This window comes from Streptomyces sp. Inha503 (genome assembly GCF_047215865.1).
GTDB classification, from domain to species: domain Bacteria; phylum Actinomycetota; class Actinomycetes; order Streptomycetales; family Streptomycetaceae; genus Streptomyces; species Streptomyces lycopersici.
Genome location: NZ_CP178360.1, coordinates 8,611,905 through 8,633,757, shown reverse-complemented (window position 1 = coordinate 8,633,757; position 21,853 = coordinate 8,611,905). Strand labels below are relative to the sequence as shown.

Sequence of the window (21,853 nt, the reverse complement as noted above, 5' to 3'; positions counted from 1 at the left end):
GCGAACCCACTAACACAACTGGAGTTGCACTTGTCCGCAGAGAGCGCCGCCCCGACACCGGGCACCGTCCGCCCCGGCGGTCGCACCGCGCGCACCCGCTCGGCGGTGCGCGACGCAGTGCTCACCGGCCTCGCCGAGCACGGCTACCCCGGTCTGACCGTGGAGTACGTCGCCGAGCGCTCAGGCATCCACAAGACGACGGTCTACCGGCGCTGGGGCAGCGTCGAAGGGCTCGTGGCGGACGCGCTGGACCTGGCGGGAGAGGACGCCTGGGCCCCGCCCGACACCGGGAATCTGGAGGGCGATCTGCGCGCCCTCGCCCGCGAGGTGATCGAGACCTTCGGCAGCGCGTCGGCCGCCGCCGCGCCGACCGCCTTCATCGCGGCCGCGTTCCAGTCCGAGCGCGCGGCGCGGGCGCTGCGCGACTTCTACACCGAGCGCTTCGCGCGCTGCGAATCCGTGGTGCGGCGGGCCGTCGACCGAGGTGAGGCCCCCTCCGGCACCGACGCCGCGGCGGTCGTACGCGCCGTCTCCGCGCCCTTGTTCTTCCGGGCGCTCATCACCCGCGAGCCCATCGACACCCCGCTCGCCGACCAGACGGCGGCCGCCGTCGCCGCCGCGGTCCGGGCCGGGGCCTACCTCCCCGACCGCCACTGATCAGGACCGTTCCTCGACCGGCAGAGGGCCCCGCCTCACACCGTCCAGGCGGACTCGACCCGTACGACATCACCGGCGATCGCCGCCACATCCGCTTCCGTCTGCGCGCGCAGGCCGAGCCGTTCGACCCGCTCCACCCGGTACTTCCCGTGCTCGGCCGCCGAGTCCCACATCGACAGCACCAGGAACTCGTTCCCCGGCGCCTCCCCGAACACCCCTCGCAGCATCCCGGGCGACCCGGCCATGGCCGGATTCCACACCTTCTCCTGCACCAACGTGAAGTGATCCACCCGGTCGGGGCGCACCCGGCAGTGCGCGACGCGCACCACGTCCGCGTCCGAGAACCGCGGCTCGAAGCCGACCTTCACATCGAATCGGTGCTCGAACAGCCGGACTTGCATATCCCGGTACGTGCCCGACTGCGAGGCCGCCAGCCGGTCGTGCGAGCGCGCCATGAAGGAGTCGTAGAACGCCCGGCTCTCCCAGAACGAGAAGACATGCGCCACATTCGGCCGCCCCCGGCTCCAGCCACCGCCCTGCCCCCGGAATCCCGGTTCGCCGGGCAACCCCGCCCACTTCCGCTGCCCCCGCTCGAAACCCGGGCGGTCCACCACGGTGCAGCGAATCCACTTGACCAGCACCGCGCCATCCTACGGCCGTACGGTGGCCCTCATCACATACCGGAGAGTCCGCCCCCGGTTCGCCATCGCGGCGTACGGCGCCGGGGACAACAGCGGCGGGGCGCGGGCCCGAAGGTCCGCGCCCCGCCTGGGATGTCAGCCCTGGGATGTCATCCCTCGGACGTCATCCGTAAGGGCTCGCGATCAGCTGCACCCGCTCGTCGAACCGCAGCCCTCGCACAGGTAGCAGCTGCCCGCACGGCGCATCTTGGTGCCGCAGGAGAAGCAGAGCGGCGCGTCCGCGTTCAGCCCCAGCTGGATCTCGACCAGTTCGGTCGAGCTGTGAGCCTCCTTCGCCGACTCGGACCCGCTCCGCGACTGCGACGACGACCCACTGCTCTTCGGGGCGGCCACATGGCGCGGCGCCGACTGGGCCAGGCCCTCGACGTCCACCTCGTCGTCGGCGGCCTCGTAGGACCCGGTCTCCAGGTGGCGCTGGCGCTCCTCGGCGGAGTGGATGCCGAGCGCCGAGCGGGTCTCGAAGGGCAGGAAGTCCAGCGCCAGCCGACGGAAGATGTAGTCGACGATCGACTGCGCCATCCGCACGTCCGGGTCGTCCGTCATACCGGCCGGCTCGAAGCGCATATTGGTGAACTTCGAGACGTAGGTCTCCAGCGGCACGCCGTACTGCAAGCCGACCGACACGGCGATCGAGAAGGCGTCCATCATGCCCGCCAGGGTCGAGCCCTGCTTGGACATCTTCAGGAAGACCTCACCGAGACCGTCGTCCGGGTAGGAGTTGGCGGTCATGTAGCCCTCGGCACCGCCCACCGTGAAGGAGGTGGTGATGCCGGGACGGCCCTTGGGGAGGCGCCTGCGGACCGGGCGGTACTCGACGACCTTCTCGACCTCGGGCTCGGCCTGCTCCTTCTCCTCCTTCTTCTTGGCGGAGAGCGGCTGACCGACCTTGCAGTTGTCGCGGTAGATCGCCAGCGCCTTGATACCGAGCTTCCAGCCCTCGAAGTAGATCTCCTCGATCTCCTCGACGGTGGCCGACTCCGGCATGTTGACCGTCTTGGAGATCGCGCCGGACAGGAACGGCTGGGCGGCCGCCATCATCCGCACATGGCCCATCGGCGAGATGGAGCGCTCGCCCATCGCGCAGTCGAAGACCTCGTAGTGCGCGGGCTTCAGCCCCGGCGCGTCGATCACATTGCCGTGCTCGGCGATGTGGGCGACGATCGCCTCGACCTGCTCCTCCTGGTAGCCGAGCCGCTTGAGCGCCTTGGGGACCGTGTTGTTCACGATCTGCATGGAGCCGCCGCCGACCAGCTTCTTGAACTTGACCAGGGCCAGGTCCGGCTCGACGCCCGTGGTGTCGCAGTCCATCATCAGGCCGATGGTCCCGGTGGGCGCGAGCACCGACGCCTGGGCGTTGCGGTAGCCGCTCTTCTCGCCGAGGCGCAGCACGTCCTGCCAGGCCTCGGTGGCCGCGGCCCAGACCGGGGTGTCCAGGTCGTCCATGCGCTTGGCGGCGGCGTTGGCGTCCGAGTGCTGCTTCATGACGCGCTTGTGGGCGTCCGCGTTCCGGGCGTAGCCGTCGTACGTGCCGACCACGGCGGCGAGCTCAGCGGAGCGCTTGTACGAGGTGCCGGTCATCAGGGAGGTGATGGCCCCGGCCAGGGCCCGGCCGCCGTCGCTGTCGTAGGCGTGGCCGGTGGCCATCAGCAGGGCACCCAGGTTGGCGTAGCCGATGCCCAGCTGGCGGAAGGCACGGGTGGTCTCGCCGATCTTCTCGGTCGGGAAGTCCGCGAAGCAGATGGAGATGTCCATCGCAGTGATGACCAGCTCGACGACCTTGGCGAAGCGCTCGGCGTCGAAACGCTGGTTGCCCGCGTCGTCGTCCTGGAGGAACTTCATCAGGTTGAGCGAGGCGAGGTTGCACGAGGAGTTGTCCAGGTGCATGTACTCGCTGCACGGGTTGGAGGCGGTGATCCGGCCCGACTCCGGCGAGGTGTGCCAGTGGTTGATGGTGTCGTCGTACTGGATGCCCGGGTCGGCGCAGGCCCAGGCGGCCTCGGCCATCTTGCGGAAGAGCGCCTTGGCGTCGATCTCCTCGATGGGCTCACCGGTCAGCCGGCTGCGCAGCCCGAACGAGGAGCCGGACTCCACCGCCTTCATGAACGCGTCGTTCACGCGGACGGAATTGTTGGCGTTCTGGTACTGGACGGACGTGATGTCGTCGCCGCCCAGATCCATGTCGAAGCCCGCGTCGCGCAGGGCGCGGATCTTCTCCTCCTCCTTGACCTTGGTCTCGATGAACGCCTCGATGTCCGGGTGATCGACATCGAGCACGACCATCTTGGCGGCCCGGCGGGTGGCGCCCCCCGACTTGATCGTTCCGGCGGAGGCGTCGGCGCCGCGCATGAAGGAGACGGGGCCGGAGGCGTTGCCGCCAGAGGAGAGGAGCTCCTTGGAGGAGCGGATGCGGGAGAGGTTCAGGCCGGCGCCGGAGCCGCCCTTGAAGATCATCCCCTCTTCCTTGTACCAGTCCAGGATCGACTCCATGGAGTCGTCCACGGAGAGGATGAAGCAGGCGCTGACCTGCTGCGGCTGCTTGGTGCCGACGTTGAACCAGACAGGCGAGTTGAAGCTGAAGACCTGGTGCAGCAGCGCGTAGGTGAGCTCGTGGTCGAAGATCTCGGCGTCCGCGGGCGAGGCGAAGTAGCCATTGTCCTCACCTGCCTTGCGGTAGGTGTGCACCACGCGGTCGATGAGCTGCTTCAGGCTCGCCTCGCGGTCCGGGGAGCCCACCGCGCCACGGAAGTACTTGCTTGTGACGATGTTGACCGCGTTCACCGACCAGAAGTCGGGGAACTCCACGCCGCGCTGCTCGAAGTTGACCGAACCGTCGCGCCAGTTGGTCATGACGACGTCACGGCGCTCCCAGACCACCTCGTCGTACGGATGCACGCCGGGGGTGGTGTGGATGCGCTCGATGCGCAGACCCTTGTTCGCCTTGCTGCCCTTGGAGCGGGAGCCTCGTGCCGGGCCGCTCGTCGTCTCTGTCATTCCGCCTCCCTGTACGGGCGAAAACGCCCTGATGTGCCCATTTCTTCCCCGGGCACGGTGTGTCTGTCTTTCACCCGGACGCGGCAAGCGCCCCGGGCGGGTGTGTGGGCCGCCGGTCAGTCGGCGGCGATGGCCGGCGCGGGGGCCTCCGCGGCCCCTTCGGCGCCGGGCCCGCGGTCGTGCGCGGGAGGCCGTTGCTGGTCACGCAACTCCGCCACGGCGGCCTCGAAGTCCTCGAGGGAGTCGAAGGCGCGGTAGACGGAGGCGAAGCGGAGGTAGGCGACGAGGTCGAGCTTCTGGAGCGGGCCGAGTATGGCGAGCCCGACGTCATGGGTGGACAGCTCGGCACTGCCGGTGGCCCGGACCGCCTCCTCCACCTGCTGACCGAGCTTGGCGAGGGCGTCCTCGGTGACGGGACGGCCCTGGCACGCCTTGCGAACCCCCGAGATGACCTTGTCGCGGCTGAAGGGCTCGGTGACCCCGCTCCGCTTGATCACCATGAGTGACGCGGTCTCCACGGTCGTGAAGCGGCGCGAGCAGTCGGGGCACTGGCGGCGCCTGCGGATCGAGCAGCCGTCATCCGTGGTGCGGCTGTCGACGACGCGGCTGTCGGGGTGCCTACAGAAGGGGCAGTGCATGACTCCGATCCCTCCCTCACCCTCAAAAACGGCGCATGACTGAACATGCCTGGACATGCCTGATGAGCCCCGTCCGGGCCGTGAGGCCCTCCGAGGCGGCCACAAGCATAGGCCAAAACCCTGTCGACGGATCCACCAGGGACCACAACCTGTGGGTGGCTTGCATCCATCAAACCACTAGATCTGGTGTCCGGCACTCAACCGAGCCGGATGGCGTGTCACGGGTCGGGAGCAGGCACGAGACTACGCGAACCCCGTGCGTCCCGGATTCACAGGGGTCGGGATGCAAGACTGGGGCCGCCGCACGGCGACCGGAACAAACGGCCTATACACCCAACCCTGTGATCACGTCAGTCCATCTGCGATATTTCACTCGAACGTGTGTTTGGCGCAACCTTTCGAAAGCAACTACCGTTGTCCAACTAGGGAGAACATCTCGAGAGGGGCCGTCGTGACCACCACCGCAGAGAGCGCCACTGTTACCGCCCAGGAGCGCTCCCAGAGCCGACTCGAACAGACACACGCGATGAACCAGACCCACCCGATGAACGACGACGCCACGACGCCGGAGGGGCAGAAGCCAGCGCGCTCGCTACCAGGGCGACCTCCAGGCATCCGGGCGGACAGCTCGGGGCTGACCGACCGGCAGCGGCGCGTCATCGAGGTCATTCGCGACTCTGTGCAGCGGCGTGGCTACCCGCCGTCCATGCGGGAGATCGGTCAGGCGGTGGGCCTCTCCAGCACCTCATCCGTCGCCCATCAGCTGATGGCCCTGGAGCGGAAGGGCTTTCTGCGGCGCGACCCCCATCGGCCCCGGGCCTACGAGGTCCGCGGCTCCGACCAGCCCAGCACCCAGCCCCCGGACACCACCGGCAAGCCCGCCGCCTCTTATGTGCCGCTGGTCGGCCGGATCGCGGCCGGTGGCCCGATCCTCGCCGAGGAGTCGGTCGAGGATGTCTTCCCGCTCCCCCGGCAGCTGGTCGGCGACGGTGAGCTCTTCGTGCTGAAGGTGGTCGGCGACTCCATGATCGAGGCCGCCATCTGCGACGGCGACTGGGTGACGGTGCGCCGCCAGCCCGTCGCTGAGAACGGCGACATCGTCGCCGCGATGCTCGACGGCGAGGCCACGGTGAAGCGTTTCAAGCGTGAGGACGGCCATGTGTGGCTCCTCCCGCACAACGCCGCCTACCAGCCGATCCCCGGCGACGAGGCGACCATTCTGGGCAAGGTGGTCGCAGTGCTGCGGCGCGTCTGAGCGCGCCGGATCGAGGTACGCCCTTAGCGTGCCCCACGACCGGGCCCCGGGACCACTGCGCCGGTTCCGGGGCCCTGCTGTGTCGCGCGACCGTCGAGGCCCTGTCGTAACCGTCGAGGCACTGTCGTACGAGACGACCGCTGAGGCGACCCGCGCCCCCGCTAGGCCTCCTGTTCCTTGGCCGCCGCGTCGATGGCGGCCAGCGAGCGGCGCACCTGGTTGCGGTCGGTGGTGTACCAGAATTCCGGCATGGACTTGCGGAGGAACGAACCGTAGCGGGCCCGCTCGACCCGCGGATCGAGGACGGCGACGATGCCCCGGTCGCCGGAGGCCCGCACCAGTCGGCCCGCGCCCTGGGCCATCAGCAGCGCGGCATGGGTCGCGGCGACGGCCATGAAGCCATTGCCTCCGGCCTCCTCCACCGCCTTCTGCCGGGCACTCATCAGAGGGTCGTCGGGGCGGGGGAAGGGCACCCGGTCCATCACCACCAACTGACAGCTGGGCCCCGGCACATCGACGCCCTGCCAGAGGGACAGCGTGCCGAACAGGCAGGTCCTGGCGTCGGCGGAGAAGGAGCGGATCAGCTCGCCCAGCGTCTCCTCGCCCTGGAGGAGGATGGGCATGTCCAGGCGCCCACGCAACCCCTCCGCGGCCGCCTGGGCGGCGCGCATGGACGAGAACAGCCCGAGCGTGCGACCCCCCGCGGCCTCGACCAGCTCGGCGAGCTCATCGAGCATATCGGCGCGGCTGCCCTCGCGGCCGGGCTGGGCGAGATGCTTGGCGACGTAGAGAATCCCCTGCTTGGAGTAGTCGAAGGGCGAGCCGACGTCGAGACCCTGCCAGTGCGGCGCGGCCTCCTCGCCGCCCTCCGGATCCTGCGGACTCTCGGGGGCGAGACCGAGTGAGGCCGCCACCCCGTTGAAGTCCCCGCCCAGCTTGAGCGTGGCGGAGGTGAGGACGACGGACCGGTCCTCGAACAACTTCTCGCGCAGGAGACCCGACACGGAGAGCGGGGCGACGCGCAGCGAGGCGCCGAAGCGGTCGTGCCGCTCGTACCAGACCACGTCGTACTCGGAGGCTTCGACAATCCGCTCGGCCACCTGGTGGATGTTCTCCACGGCGCCCAGCGCCTGCTTGCGGACCGCGTCCTCGTCCTTGACCGAGGCGTCCCGTGTGGCGCCGAGCGCCGAGATCACCGTGCGGGCCGCGTCGCGCAGCGCCATCAGCACATAGCCGAGATCCTCGGGGATCTTCTCGAGGCGGCCGGGCAGGGCGAGCTCCATCAGCCGCTCGAAGCCCTCGGAGGCGGTCTGTAGAGCATCCGCCGCCTGTTCGTTGACCAGCTTCGCGGCACGCCGCACAGCGCGGTTGACCTGGCCCGGGGTGAGCTCTCCGCTGGCGACGCCGGTGACCCGGGAGACCAGCTCATGGGCCTCGTCGACGATCAGCACCTCATGGCTGGGCAGCACGGGGGCGCCCTCGATCGCGTCGATGGCGAGCAGCGCGTGATTGGTGACGACGACGTCGGCGAGCTTGGCCCGCTCACGGGCGGCCTCGGCGAAGCACTCCGCACCATAGGCGCATTTGGACGCGCCGAGGCACTCCCGGGAGGTGACCGACACCTGGGACCAGGCGCGGTCCGAGACACCGGGGGTCAGATCGTCCCGGTCGCCCGTCTCGGTATCGTCCGACCAGTCGCGCAGCCGCAGCAGGTCCTTGCCGAGCTTGCTGGTGGGCGCGGCGGCCTCGAACGGGTCGAAGAGCCCGGCCTCATCCGCGTCCTCCTGCGGGACGCCCTCGTGGAGCCGGTGCAGACACAGATAGTTGGAGCGGCCCTTGAGCATGGCGAACTCGGGGCGGCGGCGCAGCAGCGGATGCAGCGCCTCCACGGTGCGGGGAAGGTCGCGCTCGACGAGCTGCCGCTGTAGGGCGAGGGTCGCCGTGGCGACGACGACGCGCTCGCCGTGGGCGAGCGCGGGCACCAGGTAGCCCAGGGACTTCCCGGTGCCGGTGCCGGCCTGGACCAGCAGGTGTGAGCTGTCGTCGATCGCCTCCGCCACCGCTTGGGCCATGGCGGTCTGGCCAGGGCGCTCGGTGCCGCCGACGGCGGTTACGGCGGCGTGCAGCAGATCTTCGAGTGGAGGCGAGGACGATTCAGTCATAGGGCTGCCAGCCTAAGGGGCGGCACCGACATCACTCCCGTCGGCGTAGTCGGTGACGGACGGTTTCGGCCGGGGCGGGTTCGGACGGATCTTCGCTCGGTGGCACGGGCGGGTCCGCGCCGCGTGGGAACCGGGACCGGGCGAGCGGTGTATCAACAGTGGAATCTCGCATCGAGGCAGATGGATCACCGGGGGGCACGGATGGTTGCGGAGGTTCACAGGACGTGTCGCAGGGCACGGTCGCGCAGCATCAGCGCGGCGCGTTTGCCGGGAAGTTCGACTTCCGCGGAGAAGCGGAAGCCGGCGCCGAGGAAGGCGGCCACGGAGGGGGTGTTGCGGAGATCCGGTTCGGCCACGACCCGGGTGCAGGACGGACGGTGTTCGAGGACGAGGTCGGCGGCCGCGCGGAGCAGCGTGGTCCCCAGGCCGCGGCCGCGATCGCTGACCCGGCCGATGAGCAGGTGGATACCCGTGTCATGCGGCCGGGCCGGGTAGTACCGCGCGAGCGGGTCCAGATCGGCGCGGTACACCTCCCAATAGCTCATCGGGACGCCGTCCAGGACGCCCAAACAGGGCACGCTGCGCCCATCGCCGTCGAGCTGGTCCCTGAGGTGGCTCGCGGTCGCTTCCTCGGGGCCGCCGAGCTCCCAGAAGGCGGCCACGGACGGGTCGTTCATCCATTGGGCGATGAGCCGCAGATCGCGCCCGATGCGGACGGGGACGAGCTGGAAGGTGCCCAACGGGGTATCGGTGGGCCCCCATTCGACGATGTGGTCGAGCAGATCCGGCCGGGCGTCGGCCTCCGGCCGGGCGGAGCCCAGGTCGATGAGTCGTGCGATGTCCTCTTCCTGTTCCTGGCGCAGCCGCATGTCGATGGTGTCGTCGGTGCTGGAGCTCGTACTGGAGTCGGTGTGCGGCACGGCGATGCTCTCCTCTCAGGGGTCTGGGCACGTCGGGAGGGACGTGGGGCGGTGAGGGGCGTGATCGCGGGTCGCGGAGTCAAGCCATGGGAGTGACAGCGGTGGAGCCGGAGGGCGAGACGGACATGGAAAGGGGGTTGGGGATGGTCACATAGACGGACTGGGTGTCCACCGGTCCCACGAGCTCGTCCAGGCCGCACAGCCGCGTGAGCAGATTGGCCTTGCAGCGCAGGGTGGGTGTCTCCAGGAGCCGGGCGGGAAGCGGTGAGCGGGTTCTGCCGGGGCCGGACGCGGCCTCGGCGAGAAAGCGGCGGAACGCCGCCAGCAGAACGCGCTCGTCGACGAGTCGCTGGGACCCGATGGCGCCGATCAGCCCGAGGACGTTGTTGACACCCAGGTAGTAGGCGAACCGTTCGTCGGTGACGTCGTCGGAGACGAAGGTGTCGCTGCGGCCACCGATACCGGGCAGTCGGCGCTGGAGTTCGGCGTGCCGGGACGCGCGGAAGTAGTAGCCCTGGTTGTCCCGGTAGCGGCCACCGACCGGCCAGCCGTCGGGGCCCAGCAGCACCAGAGTGTTCTGCTGGTGCGCCTCGAGCGCGATACCGGCCTCTCCATCCAGCCAGAGCAGGGGGCGTACGACCGTGTGCAGATAGCGCAGGAACCACTCCGTGCCGACGGCCGCGGTGGAACGGCCGGTTCGAGCGGCGAGCCGGGCGACGAGGCGGGCGAGCCGGGAGCGCATCACCGGCTGTCCCGGCCAGGGGCGCGGCGCGAGGAGTCCGGCGAGGCAGACGGCGTCGTCGCCGGGGCCGAACGGGTTATGCCGGATGACGACGTCAAGTCCGGTCAGGGGCTCGCCATCCGGTCCGTCGACGGCGAGCCAGGCCGGATCCCGGACGATGTCGAAGCCTGGGAAGCCGGGGAAGGCCGCCCGCCACTGCTCGGCCAGTCCGCTGCGGAGCAGCCGGTGCACCTCGACACCACGGCGGAGTTCCTTACGGAGGTTCTCACGACGGGAGTTGGTGATCCGCAGACCGAGGGAGAGTTTCAGCATGGCCGGAGCGCCGGGCCGGTAGACGGTGCGGACCGAGGAGGTGGGGTACCAGGGCCCGCCGGACGGCCCGAGGTCGTGCAGCAGGCCGGCGTCGAAGAGCGCGGCGACCTCCGGGCGGTGCCGGATCTCGCGAGCCTGCCAGGGATGCAGGGGCAAGGGCACGGTACCGGTGGGCAGTTGGAGGTCGCTGCCCGCCAGGGAGAGGGTGAGCCGTTCGGCGGGCACGGTCCGGCCGCGCTCCGTCCAGGCCGACTCGCAGGCCAGCGCGGACCGGCCGACCGCGATCCAGTGAAGGGGGAAGGAGCCACGCGTTTCCGGTGAGCAGACGGTGGATTCGGAGTCGGAGAGGCCTTCGCGGCTCTTCGGCGTGGGATGCAGGGGGTGACCGAAGAGGAGGGACTGTTCGGCGCTGAGGAACGGGGTGCTCGTGCTCGGATCGGCGGGTGTGGCCCGGCGGAGGGTGAGAAAGAGGGCTGTGCGCCGTACGGAGTCCGCGACACGGCCGACGAGCTCGGTGGCGTCCGCGTCGGGGTCGTCCCGCCGCGCGCTGTACGTCGCCTCGCGGCTGAGCAGGGCCGCGAGGGTGACGGCGCCGACAGCGGGCGCGTCATGGGGGCCGTGCTCCAGCAGCGGCGGGCCGAAGCGGTGCCAGCCGGTGGGCGACCAATAACGCACCGGGACGAGGAGGACGGTTCCGCTGGCGGCGAGGGGAATGCGCAGGGTGTCCCCGTCGGTGCGCACAAGGCCGCGCTCGCGCACCCAGCAGCGCAGCAGGTTCTCGACGGCTGCGGCGTCGGCCGCGATCTGCGAGTCGGGGTCGTCGAGCGGATCCGCGCAGAGCGCGCGGGTGCCGGGCTCGCGGGTGCCGTTGTCTGACGACGCTTCATCGCCGTCGTGGTTCTGCCGGGGCACGGCCGTCGTGGCTGGGGGCGGTCCCTGGGAGGGCAGCCGCAGCGAGGGCGGCTCCTCCGCCGACGGCTCCGGGGCGGGCGGCGGCTCCGGAGCAAGTGGCGGCTCCGGGGCGGGCGGCTGGGGTGCTCCCGCTCCCGCCGCGCTGGCGCTCGGCGCCGTGGCGGGCGATGCCACCGTTGGAGGCGATGGCGGTGCTTGGGGTGCTGGGGGTCCTTGGGGCGCCGTCTGGTCGTCGGCGGCCGTCGTGCCGGTGGACGGTGCCCTGACCGTCGGGACCGCCGCAGGTGGGGCGGGCGGTCTTGCCGCCTCGGACGGGGGAGGCGCTGTGTGGGGCGGGTGCGGGAGGGGCCGCGGGGGGCCGGGGCGGGCGGAGTCGTCGGGGTCGGTCAGGGCGCCGGGCACGGGCTGCGGTTGGGGAGGCAAAGGGGCTCCCCCGGGGATGTGCGGCATGGTGGGTGCGGCGCGGGCGTCACGGCGTTCATGTCCTGGGCCCGGCGCCTGCCTCCTTCGGTGGTGCGATGGCGGTGCGGTCGTACGGTGCGGAACGCGTCACCGGTGGTCTCCGGCGAGCGGCGGGGCGAATGGGGCAGCGGTGGGAGGGAGGTCGTGGGAGCGGGATCCGACGGTGTGGATCGCCGCGTCCAGGGCGTCGGTGAGCCGGTCCAGGACCGCCTCTGTCTGCTCATCGGTGATGGTGAGTGGGGGGAGAAGGCGGATCACCGCGCCGTGGCGCCCACCGAGTTCGACGATGAGCCCGCGCCGCAGGCACTCCTGCTGAACGGTCGCCGCGAGCGCGGGATCGGCGGGCGGAGCCCCCGTACGCGCGTCACCGGCGTACGGCGCTCCCCCGTCCAACGCCCTGCCCCTACCGTCGCCTTGAGTGCCCACCCGTCGGGCTCCCACCCATCGGGCTCCCTCCTGTCGAGCTCCCTCGCGCGGAGTCATCTCGCAGGCGGCCGCCTCGCTCGGTGATGCCTGGTACAGGGACGCCTGGTCCGGGGACGCGAAGCCCGGGGTTTCCTCACGGGTGGCGTTCGTTGCGGTTCCGGCCCCTGCGGTATGCCCGGCCCCTGCGGCATGCCCGGCCCCCGCCGCGTGCCCATCCGGCGCCGCGTTCCCGGCCTCCTCGACAGGCCCAGCGTTCTGGTTCACCAGTTCCAGGCCGATCATGAGGCCGCGGCCGCGTACGTCTCCGATCCACGCACGCCCAGTGGCGAATTGGCGGAGCCGGTCCAGCATCCGGGCGCCGACGGTTGCCGCGCGTTCGGCGAGGTCGTTCTCGCGGACGTAGGCGAGGGTCGCGGCGCCCGCGGCCATGGCCAGTTGGTTGCCGCGGAAGGTGCCCGCGTGGGCTCCGGGGGGCCAGATGTCGAGGTCCTCGCGGTAGACCACGACGGCGAGCGGCAGGCCACCGCCGATGGCCTTCGACAGCACCATCACATCGGGCTGCACCCCGCTGTGGTCGACCGCCCAGAAGGCCCCGGTGCGCCCGACGCCGGTCTGGACCTCGTCCGCGATGAGCGGGATGGAGCGGGCCGCGGTGATGTCGCGCATCCGGCGCAGCCAGCCGTCCGGGGCCGGGATCACCCCGCCCTCGCCCTGCACCGGTTCGAGGATCATCCCGGCCGGGTCGGGCACCCCGCCCTTCGGGTCGTCGAGCAGCTTCTCGGTCCAGCGCGCGGAGAGTTCGGCGCCGAGCTCCCCGCCGACCCCGAAGGGGCAGCGGTAGTCGTACGGAAAGGGCAGCCGGGTCACACCGGCGGCAGGGGCGCCGCCGGATGCGGCCAGGGCTCCGGCCGTCATGCCGTGGTAGGCCCCGGAGAAGGCGAGCAGGCCGTCGCGCCCGGTGGCCATCCGCACCAGCTTGAGCGCGGCCTCGACCGCGTCCGTGCCCGCCGGTCCGCAGAATTGCACCCGCGCGCGTGCGGCTAGTCCGGGCGGCAGGGTGGCGAACAGCTCGTCCGTGAAGGCGTCCTTGACCGGTGTGGCCAGGTCCAGGATCTGTAGCGGCGCCTCCGCGTCCAGGACGGCCCGGATCGCGTCCAGTACCACCGGGTGGTTGTGCCCCAGGGCCAGCGCCCCGGCCCCGGAGAGACAGTCGAGATAGCGGCGGCCGTCGGCCCCTTCGACCGTCATCCCCCGGGCGCGCACCGGAACGATGGGCAGCGCCCGGGCGTAGGTGCGAGCGGCGGACTCACGCAGCGCCTGGCGCCGCAGAATGCCCTGGGCGGCGCCGCCGTCGTCGGAGACGGCGGCCAGGGCCATCGGCGGGAGCTGGGTCACGGCCACGCGTCTCGGTCCTCCTGCTGCTGAACACCCTCCGGCTGTCCCCCGTACGTACCAACGACGCGTGGCGCTCTGGATCACGGGCTGGGCGAAGATCCTTGCGGCCGGGAACCAAGGACCCGCTCGCAGCCGTCGTAGGCGGCACCGGCATAGTGGGGTACCACCCCATTGCCGGGGCGGTGCATGACAATTCCATACAGGCCGTAGAGCAGCTCAGAACCTCAGGGGGAGTCCCACCCATGCCATCCAAACGCCGACCCGCACTGGCCGTGGCCGCCATAGCCTCGGTTCTGGCGCTCACCGCCACCGCGTGCGACTCCTCGGACGACAACGCCGACGCCAAGCCGACCGCGTCGTCGGAACAGCGGGGTGTGGACGACATCAAGCTGCCCGACAACCTCAACGACAAGTTGAAGAACCTCGGCATCGATCTGGACCAGTGGAAGAACGGTGCCTGGAACAAGTGGGACAAGGACGACTGGCTGCGCGAGGCCGGTGACTTCATCAACCCGATCATCAAGGGCCTGTGGAAGCCGGACCGGATGCGCGAGGCGCAGGAGCCCGACAAGCCGGTCGACGACGGCGACATCGCCGACGACCAGGGTGTGACCGACCCCGATCCGCAGCCCGTCCCGGCCAAGGAGGTCGCCAGCCCGTACAGCTCCAAGGTCCCCTACGCGGGCAAGGTCTTCTTCGACGGCCCCGAGGGCTCGATGGTCTGCTCCGCGACGGTGGTCGAGGACCCGGCGCACCCCGGCAAGTCCAACCTGGTGTGGACGGCGGGTCACTGCGTCCACGCGGGCAAGGGCGGCGGCTGGTACAAGAACCTGATGTTCGTGCCCTCCTACAACGACGCGGGCAAGTCGCAGGCGGAGCTGGAGAACGCCACCAAGGAGGAGCTGGCCCCCAAGGGCGTCTGGTGGGCCGACTGGGCGCAGACCTCCTCGCAGTGGATCGACAACGGCGCGGCCGTGGGCGGTAAGGGCGCTCCGTACGACTTCGCGGTGATGCATGTGAAGCCGGAGGCCAGCGGCGGCAAGTCGCTCGAGGAGACGGTGGGCGGCGCGCTGCCGGTCGACTTCAACGCCCCGGCGGTGAAGTCCATCGACGAGATCACGGCCACCGGCTACCCGGCCGCCCCGCCGTTCGACGGCCAGAAGATGAACCAGTGCGCGGACAAGCCGGGCCGGCTCTCCCTGGACGCCAAGCAGCCGACGATGTACCGCATCGGCTGCACCATGACCGCGGGCTCCTCCGGCGGTGGCTGGGTCGCCAACGGCTCGGACGGCAAGCCGGCGCTGGTGTCCAACACCTCGATCGGCCCGTCCAACGCGACCTGGCTGGCGGGCCCGCATCTGGGCCCCGAGGCGAAGGGCGTCTACAGCGCGGTCAGCAAGAAGTTCGCGAACCAGTGACCGGCTGAGCCGGTAGCCGTCAGGCGGCCGGCCATCCCATGGCGAGGGCCCGCCCCCGGATTTCCGGGGGCGGGCCCTCGTCGTGCAGGCGCAGGCATCGTGGCCGATCCGATGCGGCCGGCGTGACCAGCTGGTTAGCGCTGTCCGGCGGCCGTGGCAGGGATGAAGCGCCGCAGCTCCGCCGCGAGTTCCTCGTGCACACGCGCCTTGAGCAGCGTGCCCTCGGGGGTGTGCTCCTCGGAGAGCACCTCACCCTCGACGTGGGTGCGCGCGACGAGCTTGCCGTGGGTGTACGGCAGCAGCACCTCGATCTCGACCTGGGGCCGGGGCAGCTCCTCGTCGATCACCGCGAGCAGCTCGTCGATGCCCAGCCCGCTGCGGGCCGACACCGCCATGGCGCGCCGCTCCATGCGCAGCAGCCGCTGCACGACGAGCGGATCGGCCATGTCCGCCTTGTTGATCACGACGATCTCGGGCACGTCGACCGCGCCCACATCGCGGATCACCTCGCGCACGGCGGCCAGCTGCTCCTCCGGCGTCGGGTGCGAGCCATCCACCACATGGAGGATCAGATCGGCGTCGCCGACCTCCTCCATTGTCGAGCGGAACGCCTCCACCAGGTGATGCGGCAGATGCCGGACGAATCCGACGGTGTCCGCCAGCGTGTAGAGCCGCCCGCTGGGGGTCTCGGCCCGGCGCACGGTCGGGTCGAGGGTGGCGAACAACGCGTTCTCCACCAGGACGCCCGCGCCGGTGAGCCGATTGAGCAGCGAGGACTTGCCCGCGTTGGTGTATCCGGCGATGGCGACCGAGGGGACCTTGTGGCGCCGGCGCTCCTGCCGCTTGATGTCGCGGCCGGTCTTCATCTCGGCGATCTCGCGGCGCATCTTCGCCATCTTCTCGCGGATGCGGCGCCGGTCGGTCTCGATCTTGGTCTCACCGGGACCACGGGTGGCCATACCGCCGCCCGAGGATCCGGAGCCACCGCCACCCATCTGACGGGACAGCGACTGACCCCAGCCTCGCAGCCGCGGCAGCATGTACTGCATCTGGGCGAGCGAGACCTGCGCCTTGCCCTCTCGGGACTTGGCGTGCTGAGCGAAGATGTCGAGGATCAGGGCGGTGCGGTCGACCACCTTGACCTTGACGACGTCCTCGAGGTGGATCAGCTGTCCGGGGCTCAGCTCACCGTCGCAGACCACGGTGTCGGCACCGGACTCGATCACGATGTCACGCAGTTCCTCGGCCTTGCCGGAGCCGATGTACGTGGCGGGATCCGGCTTGTTGCGCCGCTGGATCACACCGTCGAGCACCAGGGCGCCGGCGGTCTCGGCGAGTGCGGCGAGCTCCGCCAGGGAGTTCTCCGCGTCCCGCACCGTGCCGGAGGTCCATACGCCGACCAGCACCACGCGCTCCAGGCGCAGCTGCCGGTACTCGACCTCGGTGACGTCCTCGAGTTCGGTGGACAGCCCCACCACACGCCGCAGCGCGGCACGGTCGGAGCGGTCGTACTGGTCGCCGTCACGCTCCTCGTCGATCTCGTGACTCCAGGCGACGTCCTCTTCCATCAGGGCGTCGGCCCGAAGGCTCTCGGCGGGGCGCTGCCGGTCCTGCGGAAGGGAAGAGGAGTGGGTCAAAGGAATCCTTACGTCGTGGAATACCGTCACTGTCGACAACGCGTGGGGGGCCCGCGGGATTCCCCCGCCGGGGCCGGTCACGAACGCCGACCCCTTGATGGTCGCACGCGGCGGGCGGGCCGTCACCCGGGTTTCACGGCCCATGGCACCGCGTAACGCACCGCGTGCCGCCCCGCTCGCGCGCCGGGCAGCGCGGCGCCCATCGTGGTCTCCTTCTCCGTGGGCTTCCAGTCGGGGTGTCCCGGCATCGGCGGAGTCTTCCTGCCGTACAGCCACGGATGGAGGAATCCGCTCAGATCGCGCCCCGCCACCGTGGAGGCCAGCCGGACGAAGTCGGCGGTCGAGGCCACACCGTCGCGGTGGCGGAGCACCCATCGCCGCTCCAGCCGTTCGAAGGCGGCCCGGCCGATCCGCTGCCGCAGCGCGTACAGCACCAGCGCGCTGCCGTCGTAGACCACCGGGCGGAAGATGCCGATCGGCTGGCCGGGGTCGGCGGGCTCGGGGGCCGCGGGCGGCCCTCCCTCGGCCCGCCAGGCGTCGGACTGCCCGTACGCCTTGCGCATCCGCCGCTCCAGGCTCGCCTTACCGCGCTCATCGGCGTACAGCGCCTCGTACCAGGTGGCGTGGCCCTCGTTGAGCCACAGATCGGACCAGCGGCGCGGACTGACGCTGTCACCGAACCACTGATGCGCCAGCTCATGCACCATGATCGACTCGATGTACCACCGGGGCAGCTGACCGCTGGTGAACAGATCGCGCTCGAAGAGGGAGAGCGTCTGGGTCTCCAGCTCGAAGCCGGTGGTGGCGTGGGCGATCAGAACGCCGTAGGTCTCGAAGGGGTAGCGCCCGGCCTTCTTCTCCATCCAGGCCAGCTGCCCGGGGGTGCGCGCGAGCCACTTCTCCAGCCGTGCGCGGTCCGCCGCGGGGACGACGTCGCGCACCGGCAGCCCATGGGGCCCGGTGCGGCGCGGCACGGCGGAGCGGCCGATGGAGATCTGCGCCAGCTCGGTGGCCATGGGGTGGGCGAGGCGGTACGTCCAGGTGGTGCGCGATCCCTTGCGGACGTGCTGTCCGGGCAGACCACCCGCGACGACCGTAAGGCTCTTCGGAGCGGTGATCCGGAAGGTGAAGCGGGCCTTGTCGGCGGGGTGGTCGTTGCACGGGAAGACCCGGTGGGCGGCGTTGGCCTGGTTGGCCATGGCCAGCCCGTCGCTGGTGCGGACCCAGCCGCCGTTCGTGCCGCTCCGCGGATCGCTGGTGTGGCGCACGGTGACCCGGAAGGCGGCGCCCTTACGGAGGGCGGCGGACGGGGTGATCACCAGATCCTCACCGGCCGTCGCGAACCGGGCCCGCGCTCCGTCGACCCGCACCGAGTCCACGACACCCTGCGCGAAGTCGAGGTTGACGGTGCGCAGCGGGGCGGTCGCGCGGGCCTCGATGGTGGTGACGGCGTCGAGCGGCCGGTCCTGACGGTGGTAGGCGAACGCGATGTCGTACGCCGTGACGTCGTACCCGGGGTTCCCGAGCTCCGGGAAGAGGGGGTCTCCGATGCCCAGGGGAGTCGGGTGCGCGGGGGACACCGGCCCCGCGGCGGAGGAGGGGCCGACCGCGAGGAAGACGGCGGCCATGGCGGCGGCCACCGACGCGGTCCTGCGGCGCCCGGTGCGCGGCGGCCAGGGGCGGCGCCCCGAAGAAAGCGTCATGCCCTACGGCTACCAGCGCCCCGGCGCCCGCGCAGTCGGTCCCGGCCTTGATCCACCCGAAGGAGTCTCGATCCACCCGAAAGAGTTCGGACGCCCGAAAATGATCAGGAACGGGCCGCTCGGGAGCGCGCCCGCCCGTCAGTGCGCCGCGGCCATGCTGCGGCCCTCGCGCGTCACGTCGTAGACCCCGGGGACGTTCCGCATGGCCCGCATCAGCGTCGGCAGTCTGCCCGCGTCGGGCAGCTGGAGCGTGTAAGTGTGCCGGACCCGCTGCTCACGCGGCGGTTCGACGGCGGCCGCCACCACCTCCGCGCCCTCGGCGGCGATGGCCTCGGTGAGATCCGCGAGCAGATGCGGCCTGCTGAACGCCTCCGCGAAGAGGGTCACGCGATAGTCGCCGCCCCCGTCCCCGTCGTCCTCGTCCGCCCAGCGCACCCCGACGGCCGTGCGCCCGGCCGAGGTCATCCGCGCCACTCCGGGGCACTGCTCGCGGTGCACGGTGACGGCACCGCCGCGGACCGCGAAGCCGGTGATCGCGTCGGGCGGTACGGGGGTGCAGCAGCGGGCGAGCCGTACGATCGCGCCGGGCAGGTCGACGACGATGCCCGCCTCGGGGCGGCCCGCACCGGGCGACGCGGGGGCGACGGTCTGGCCGCCCTGCGAAGTCCGCGGGCCCCGCGCGGCCTGCGGGTCCTGACCGCCCTGCGGGTCGTGGGCGTCCTGTCCTTCCCGCCCGTCCTGGCCGGTGGGCTCGGGGGCGGACTCAGGCTCCTCGGCGGCCTCCCGGGACTCGTGCTGCGACGCCGGATGGGCGGCCAGCCAGCGGTTGATGGCGATGCGGGCGGCCGGGGTGCGGGCGTGGTCGAGCCACTCCGGCGAGGGGCCGTGGGAGGCGGTGTCCCGGGTGTCGCTCGCCATCAGCAGCTGGAGGGTGTCGCCGTCGCGCAGCACCGTGCTCAGGGTCGCGATCCTGCCGTTGACCCGGGCGCCGATACAGGAGTGCGCGTCCTCGCCGTACAGGGCGTACGCGGCGTCCACACAGCTCGCGCCCGCTGGCAGGCCGAGCGTCCCGCCGTCGGAGCGGAAGACGGTGATCTCCCGGTCCTGGGCGAGGTCGTCGCGGAGCGAGGTCCAGAAGATGTCGGGGTCGGGGGTGGCGCTCTGCCAGTCGAGCAGCCGGGACAGCCAGCCGGGACGGGTGGGGTCGGCCCGCTCGCCCTCGGGGGCGTCGGCGCCCTCCGTCGGAGCGTACGGGTTGCCGAGGGCGATCACTCCGGCCTCCGCGACCCGGTGCATCTGGTGGGTGCGGATGAGGACTTCGGTGACCTCGCCGTCGCGCCCGGCCACGGCGGTGTGCAGCGACTGGTAGAGGTTGAACTTGGGGACCGCGATGAAGTCCTTGAACTCCGAGATCACCGGGGTGAAGCAGGTGTGCAGTTCGCCGAGGACCGCGTAACAGTCCGCGTCGTCGGAGACCAGTACGAGAAGGCGGCCGAGGTCGGTGCCGGTCAGCTCGCCGCGCTTGAGCCCGACCCGGTGGACGGAGACGAAGTGCCGCGGCCGGACCAGGACTTCGGCGGTGATGCCCGCCTCGTGCAGCACGCCCCGTACGTCCTCGGCGGCCTGGGCCAGCGGGTCGGGGCGGCCGGCGTGGGCCTGGAGGAGCTCGCGGGTCCGCGCGTACTCCTCGGGGTGGAGGATGGCGAAGACCAGGTCCTCCAACTCGGTCTTGAGCGCCTGCACCCCGAGCCGCTCGGCGAGCGGGATCAGCACATCGCGGGTGACCTTGGCGATGCGCGCCTGTTTCTCGGGGCGCATCACGCCGAGGGTGCGCATGTTGTGCAGCCGGTCGGCGAGTTTGATCGACATCACCCGGACGTCGTTGCCGGTGGCGACGAGCATCTTGCGGAACGTCTCGGGCTCGGCCGCCGCGCCATAGTCGACCTTCTCCAGCTTGGTGACGCCGTCGACGAGGAAGCGGACCTCCTCGCCGAACTGCTCCCCCACCTGATTCAGGGTCACATCAGTGTCCTCGACCGTGTCGTGGAGCAGCGAGGCGGTCAACGTCGTGGTCTCGGCACCCAGTTCGGCGAGGATCAGCGTGACGGCCAGCGGATGGGTGATGTACGGCTCACCGCTCTTGCGCATCTGACCGCGGTGGGAGGACTCGGCCAGGACATACGCCTTGCGGAGCACGTCCAGATCGGCTCCGGGGTGGTACGCGCGGTGGACTTTGGCCACATGCTCGATCGCGTCGGGCAACCGACCGCGGGAGGCGGACCCCAGCAGGGCGGCCCGGCTGAACCTGCGGAGATTGCGCAGGTCGATGCGGGGGAGGCCGCGCCTGCGACCGAACGGGGCCTGGTCGGTGGCCTCTGCGCTCATGGGCACCTCCGGCGGCGTCGAGCGTCAACCGGCGTGGGTACTCCCCCGGGGCCGGTGCTTGATGCTATCGAGCCCATCACGCACGGCCGACCGGCTCTCGCCCAGAGTGAAACGGATCACCCATTCGAGGGAAGTGTCAGCCGAGGTCCGTGCCCAGCCAAGAGGGATCGATCTCCCCCTCGGCCACGATCACGGCAGGGCCGGTCATCTCCACCGTACCGTCCGGCCGTTCGCTGATGACAAGCCGCCCTCCGGGAACGTCCACGGTGTACGTGACGGGGTGCCCGGTGACGGCCGGATCGGCTCCGTCACGGCGTGCGGCGGCGACCATCACGGCGCAGGCGCCGGTGCCGCAGGAGCGGGTCTCTCCGGAGCCGCGCTCATGCACCCGCATCGCGACATGGCGCGGGCCGCGATCGACGACGAATTCAACGTTGGTGCCGTGCGGGTACGCGGCGGCGGGGCGCACGGCGGGGGCCGAGTACAGATCACCGGCCTGGGCGAGGTCGTCGACGAAGGCGACCGCGTGCGGATTGCCCATGTTCACGTTGCGCGCGGGCCAGCTGTGGTCACCGACCGTGACCGTGATCTCCCCCTCGGGGCCGGGCTCGGGCAGCGCGGCCTCGCCCATCACCACGGTGATCGGGCCGTCGGGCCCGGCCGTGGCCTCGCCCGGCCGGGCGGCGTCACCGGCGTCCTTGGCGATGTGGGCCCGGCGCACCCCGGCCCGGGTGGCGATCGCGAGATCGCCCGCCTCGACCAGCCCGGCGCGCTGAAGGTACCGGGCGAAGACGCGGACTCCGTTGCCGCACATCTCGGCGACGCTGCCGTCGCTGTTGCGGTAGTCCATGAACCATTCGGCCTGGTCGGCCATGGCCCGCGCCTCGGGGTGTGCCGAGGACCGCACGACGCGGATCAGGCCGTCACCGCCGATACCGGCCCGGCGGTCGCAGATCCGGGCGACGGTGGCCGCGGACAGCTCCAGACGACCGTCCGGGTCGGGGACGATGACGAAGTCGTTCTCGGTGCCGTGCCCCTTCAGGAAGGCCAGCCGTGGTGCGGTGCTCATTCCTCGATCCTACGGGGCTCCGCCCGCACCGGCCCCCGGCGCCCGGTGGCCCCGGGGGAACCGCCGGA

14 protein-coding genes are annotated in these 21,853 nt (G+C 71.1%); 3 read left to right on the top strand and 11 right to left on the bottom strand.

The features are described from left to right. Window positions 1-30 precede the first annotated feature (30 nt). Window positions 31-657: a TetR/AcrR family transcriptional regulator gene (locus ACJX2R_RS36685; protein ID WP_413103580.1), complete on the top strand. Its 627-nt coding sequence runs from the start codon at window positions 31-33 to the stop codon at window positions 655-657. Between the two features lie 35 nt (window positions 658-692). On the opposite strand, the gene ACJX2R_RS36680 is transcribed toward ACJX2R_RS36685, so the two are convergent. From ACJX2R_RS36680 to nrdR, 3 genes are all read right to left on the bottom strand, one after another. Next, window positions 693-1,298 (bottom strand): YdbC family protein, encoded by a 606-nt coding sequence (locus tag ACJX2R_RS36680; RefSeq protein ID WP_044569357.1) that lies wholly within the window; start codon window positions 1,296-1,298, stop codon window positions 693-695. Window positions 1,299-1,481: 183 nt separating this feature from the next. Further along, a complete protein-coding gene (locus tag ACJX2R_RS36675) occupies window positions 1,482-4,349 on the bottom strand; it encodes a vitamin B12-dependent ribonucleotide reductase (RefSeq protein ID WP_413103579.1) in 2,868 nt (955 codons plus the stop codon). Between the two features lie 116 nt (window positions 4,350-4,465). Continuing rightward, window positions 4,466-4,987 (bottom strand): transcriptional regulator NrdR, encoded by a 522-nt coding sequence (nrdR, locus tag ACJX2R_RS36670; protein WP_020867993.1) that lies wholly within the window; start codon window positions 4,985-4,987, stop codon window positions 4,466-4,468. Between the two features lie 451 nt (window positions 4,988-5,438). Here nrdR and lexA point away from each other — a divergent pair, with 451 nt between their 5' ends. Continuing rightward, window positions 5,439-6,242 (top strand): transcriptional repressor LexA, encoded by an 804-nt coding sequence (gene lexA, locus ACJX2R_RS36665; RefSeq protein ID WP_037958216.1) that lies wholly within the window; start codon window positions 5,439-5,441, stop codon window positions 6,240-6,242. A 161-nt stretch (window positions 6,243-6,403) separates the two neighbouring features. On the opposite strand, the gene ACJX2R_RS36660 is transcribed toward lexA, so the two are convergent. The 4 genes from ACJX2R_RS36660 to ACJX2R_RS36645 all read right to left on the bottom strand — a co-directional run bounded on the left by ACJX2R_RS36660 (window position 6,404) and on the right by ACJX2R_RS36645 (window position 13,555). Beyond that, the gene (locus tag ACJX2R_RS36660) at window positions 6,404-8,404 is read right to left on the bottom strand and encodes an ATP-dependent DNA helicase (RefSeq protein ID WP_413103578.1); all 2,001 of its coding nucleotides are present in this window, start codon (window positions 8,402-8,404) and stop codon (window positions 6,404-6,406) included. Window positions 8,405-8,619: 215 nt separating this feature from the next. Next, window positions 8,620-9,324: a GNAT family N-acetyltransferase gene (locus tag ACJX2R_RS36655; protein WP_413103577.1), complete on the bottom strand. Its 705-nt coding sequence runs from the start codon at window positions 9,322-9,324 to the stop codon at window positions 8,620-8,622. A gap of 79 nt (window positions 9,325-9,403) precedes the next feature. Then, the gene (locus ACJX2R_RS36650) at window positions 9,404-11,464 is read right to left on the bottom strand and encodes an IucA/IucC family protein (protein ID WP_413103576.1); all 2,061 of its coding nucleotides are present in this window, start codon (window positions 11,462-11,464) and stop codon (window positions 9,404-9,406) included. A 375-nt stretch (window positions 11,465-11,839) separates the two neighbouring features. Further along, window positions 11,840-13,555 (bottom strand): diaminobutyrate--2-oxoglutarate transaminase family protein, encoded by a 1,716-nt coding sequence (locus ACJX2R_RS36645; RefSeq protein ID WP_413106025.1) that lies wholly within the window; start codon window positions 13,553-13,555, stop codon window positions 11,840-11,842. A gap of 260 nt (window positions 13,556-13,815) precedes the next feature. On the opposite strand from ACJX2R_RS36645, the gene ACJX2R_RS36640 reads away from it, so the two are divergent. Further along, window positions 13,816-14,991, top strand: a complete 1,176-nt coding sequence (locus tag ACJX2R_RS36640; RefSeq protein ID WP_413103575.1) for a trypsin-like serine peptidase — start codon at window positions 13,816-13,818, stop codon at window positions 14,989-14,991. 134 nt (window positions 14,992-15,125) lie between these two features. On the opposite strand, the gene hflX is transcribed toward ACJX2R_RS36640, so the two are convergent. The 4 genes from hflX to dapF all read right to left on the bottom strand — a co-directional run bounded on the left by hflX (window position 15,126) and on the right by dapF (window position 21,785). Next, a complete protein-coding gene (hflX, locus tag ACJX2R_RS36635) occupies window positions 15,126-16,628 on the bottom strand; it encodes a GTPase HflX (protein WP_262702824.1) in 1,503 nt (500 codons plus the stop codon). A gap of 122 nt (window positions 16,629-16,750) precedes the next feature. Next, window positions 16,751-18,331: a M1 family metallopeptidase gene (locus ACJX2R_RS36630; RefSeq protein WP_413103574.1), complete on the bottom strand. Its 1,581-nt coding sequence runs from the start codon at window positions 18,329-18,331 to the stop codon at window positions 16,751-16,753. Window positions 18,332-18,469: 138 nt separating this feature from the next. After that, entirely contained in the window at window positions 18,470-20,716 is a 2,247-nt protein-coding gene (locus ACJX2R_RS36625) for a RelA/SpoT family protein (protein ID WP_413103573.1), read from the bottom strand. Between the two features lie 136 nt (window positions 20,717-20,852). Next, window positions 20,853-21,785 (bottom strand): diaminopimelate epimerase, encoded by a 933-nt coding sequence (gene dapF, locus ACJX2R_RS36620; protein ID WP_413103572.1) that lies wholly within the window; start codon window positions 21,783-21,785, stop codon window positions 20,853-20,855. Window positions 21,786-21,853 lie beyond the last annotated feature (68 nt).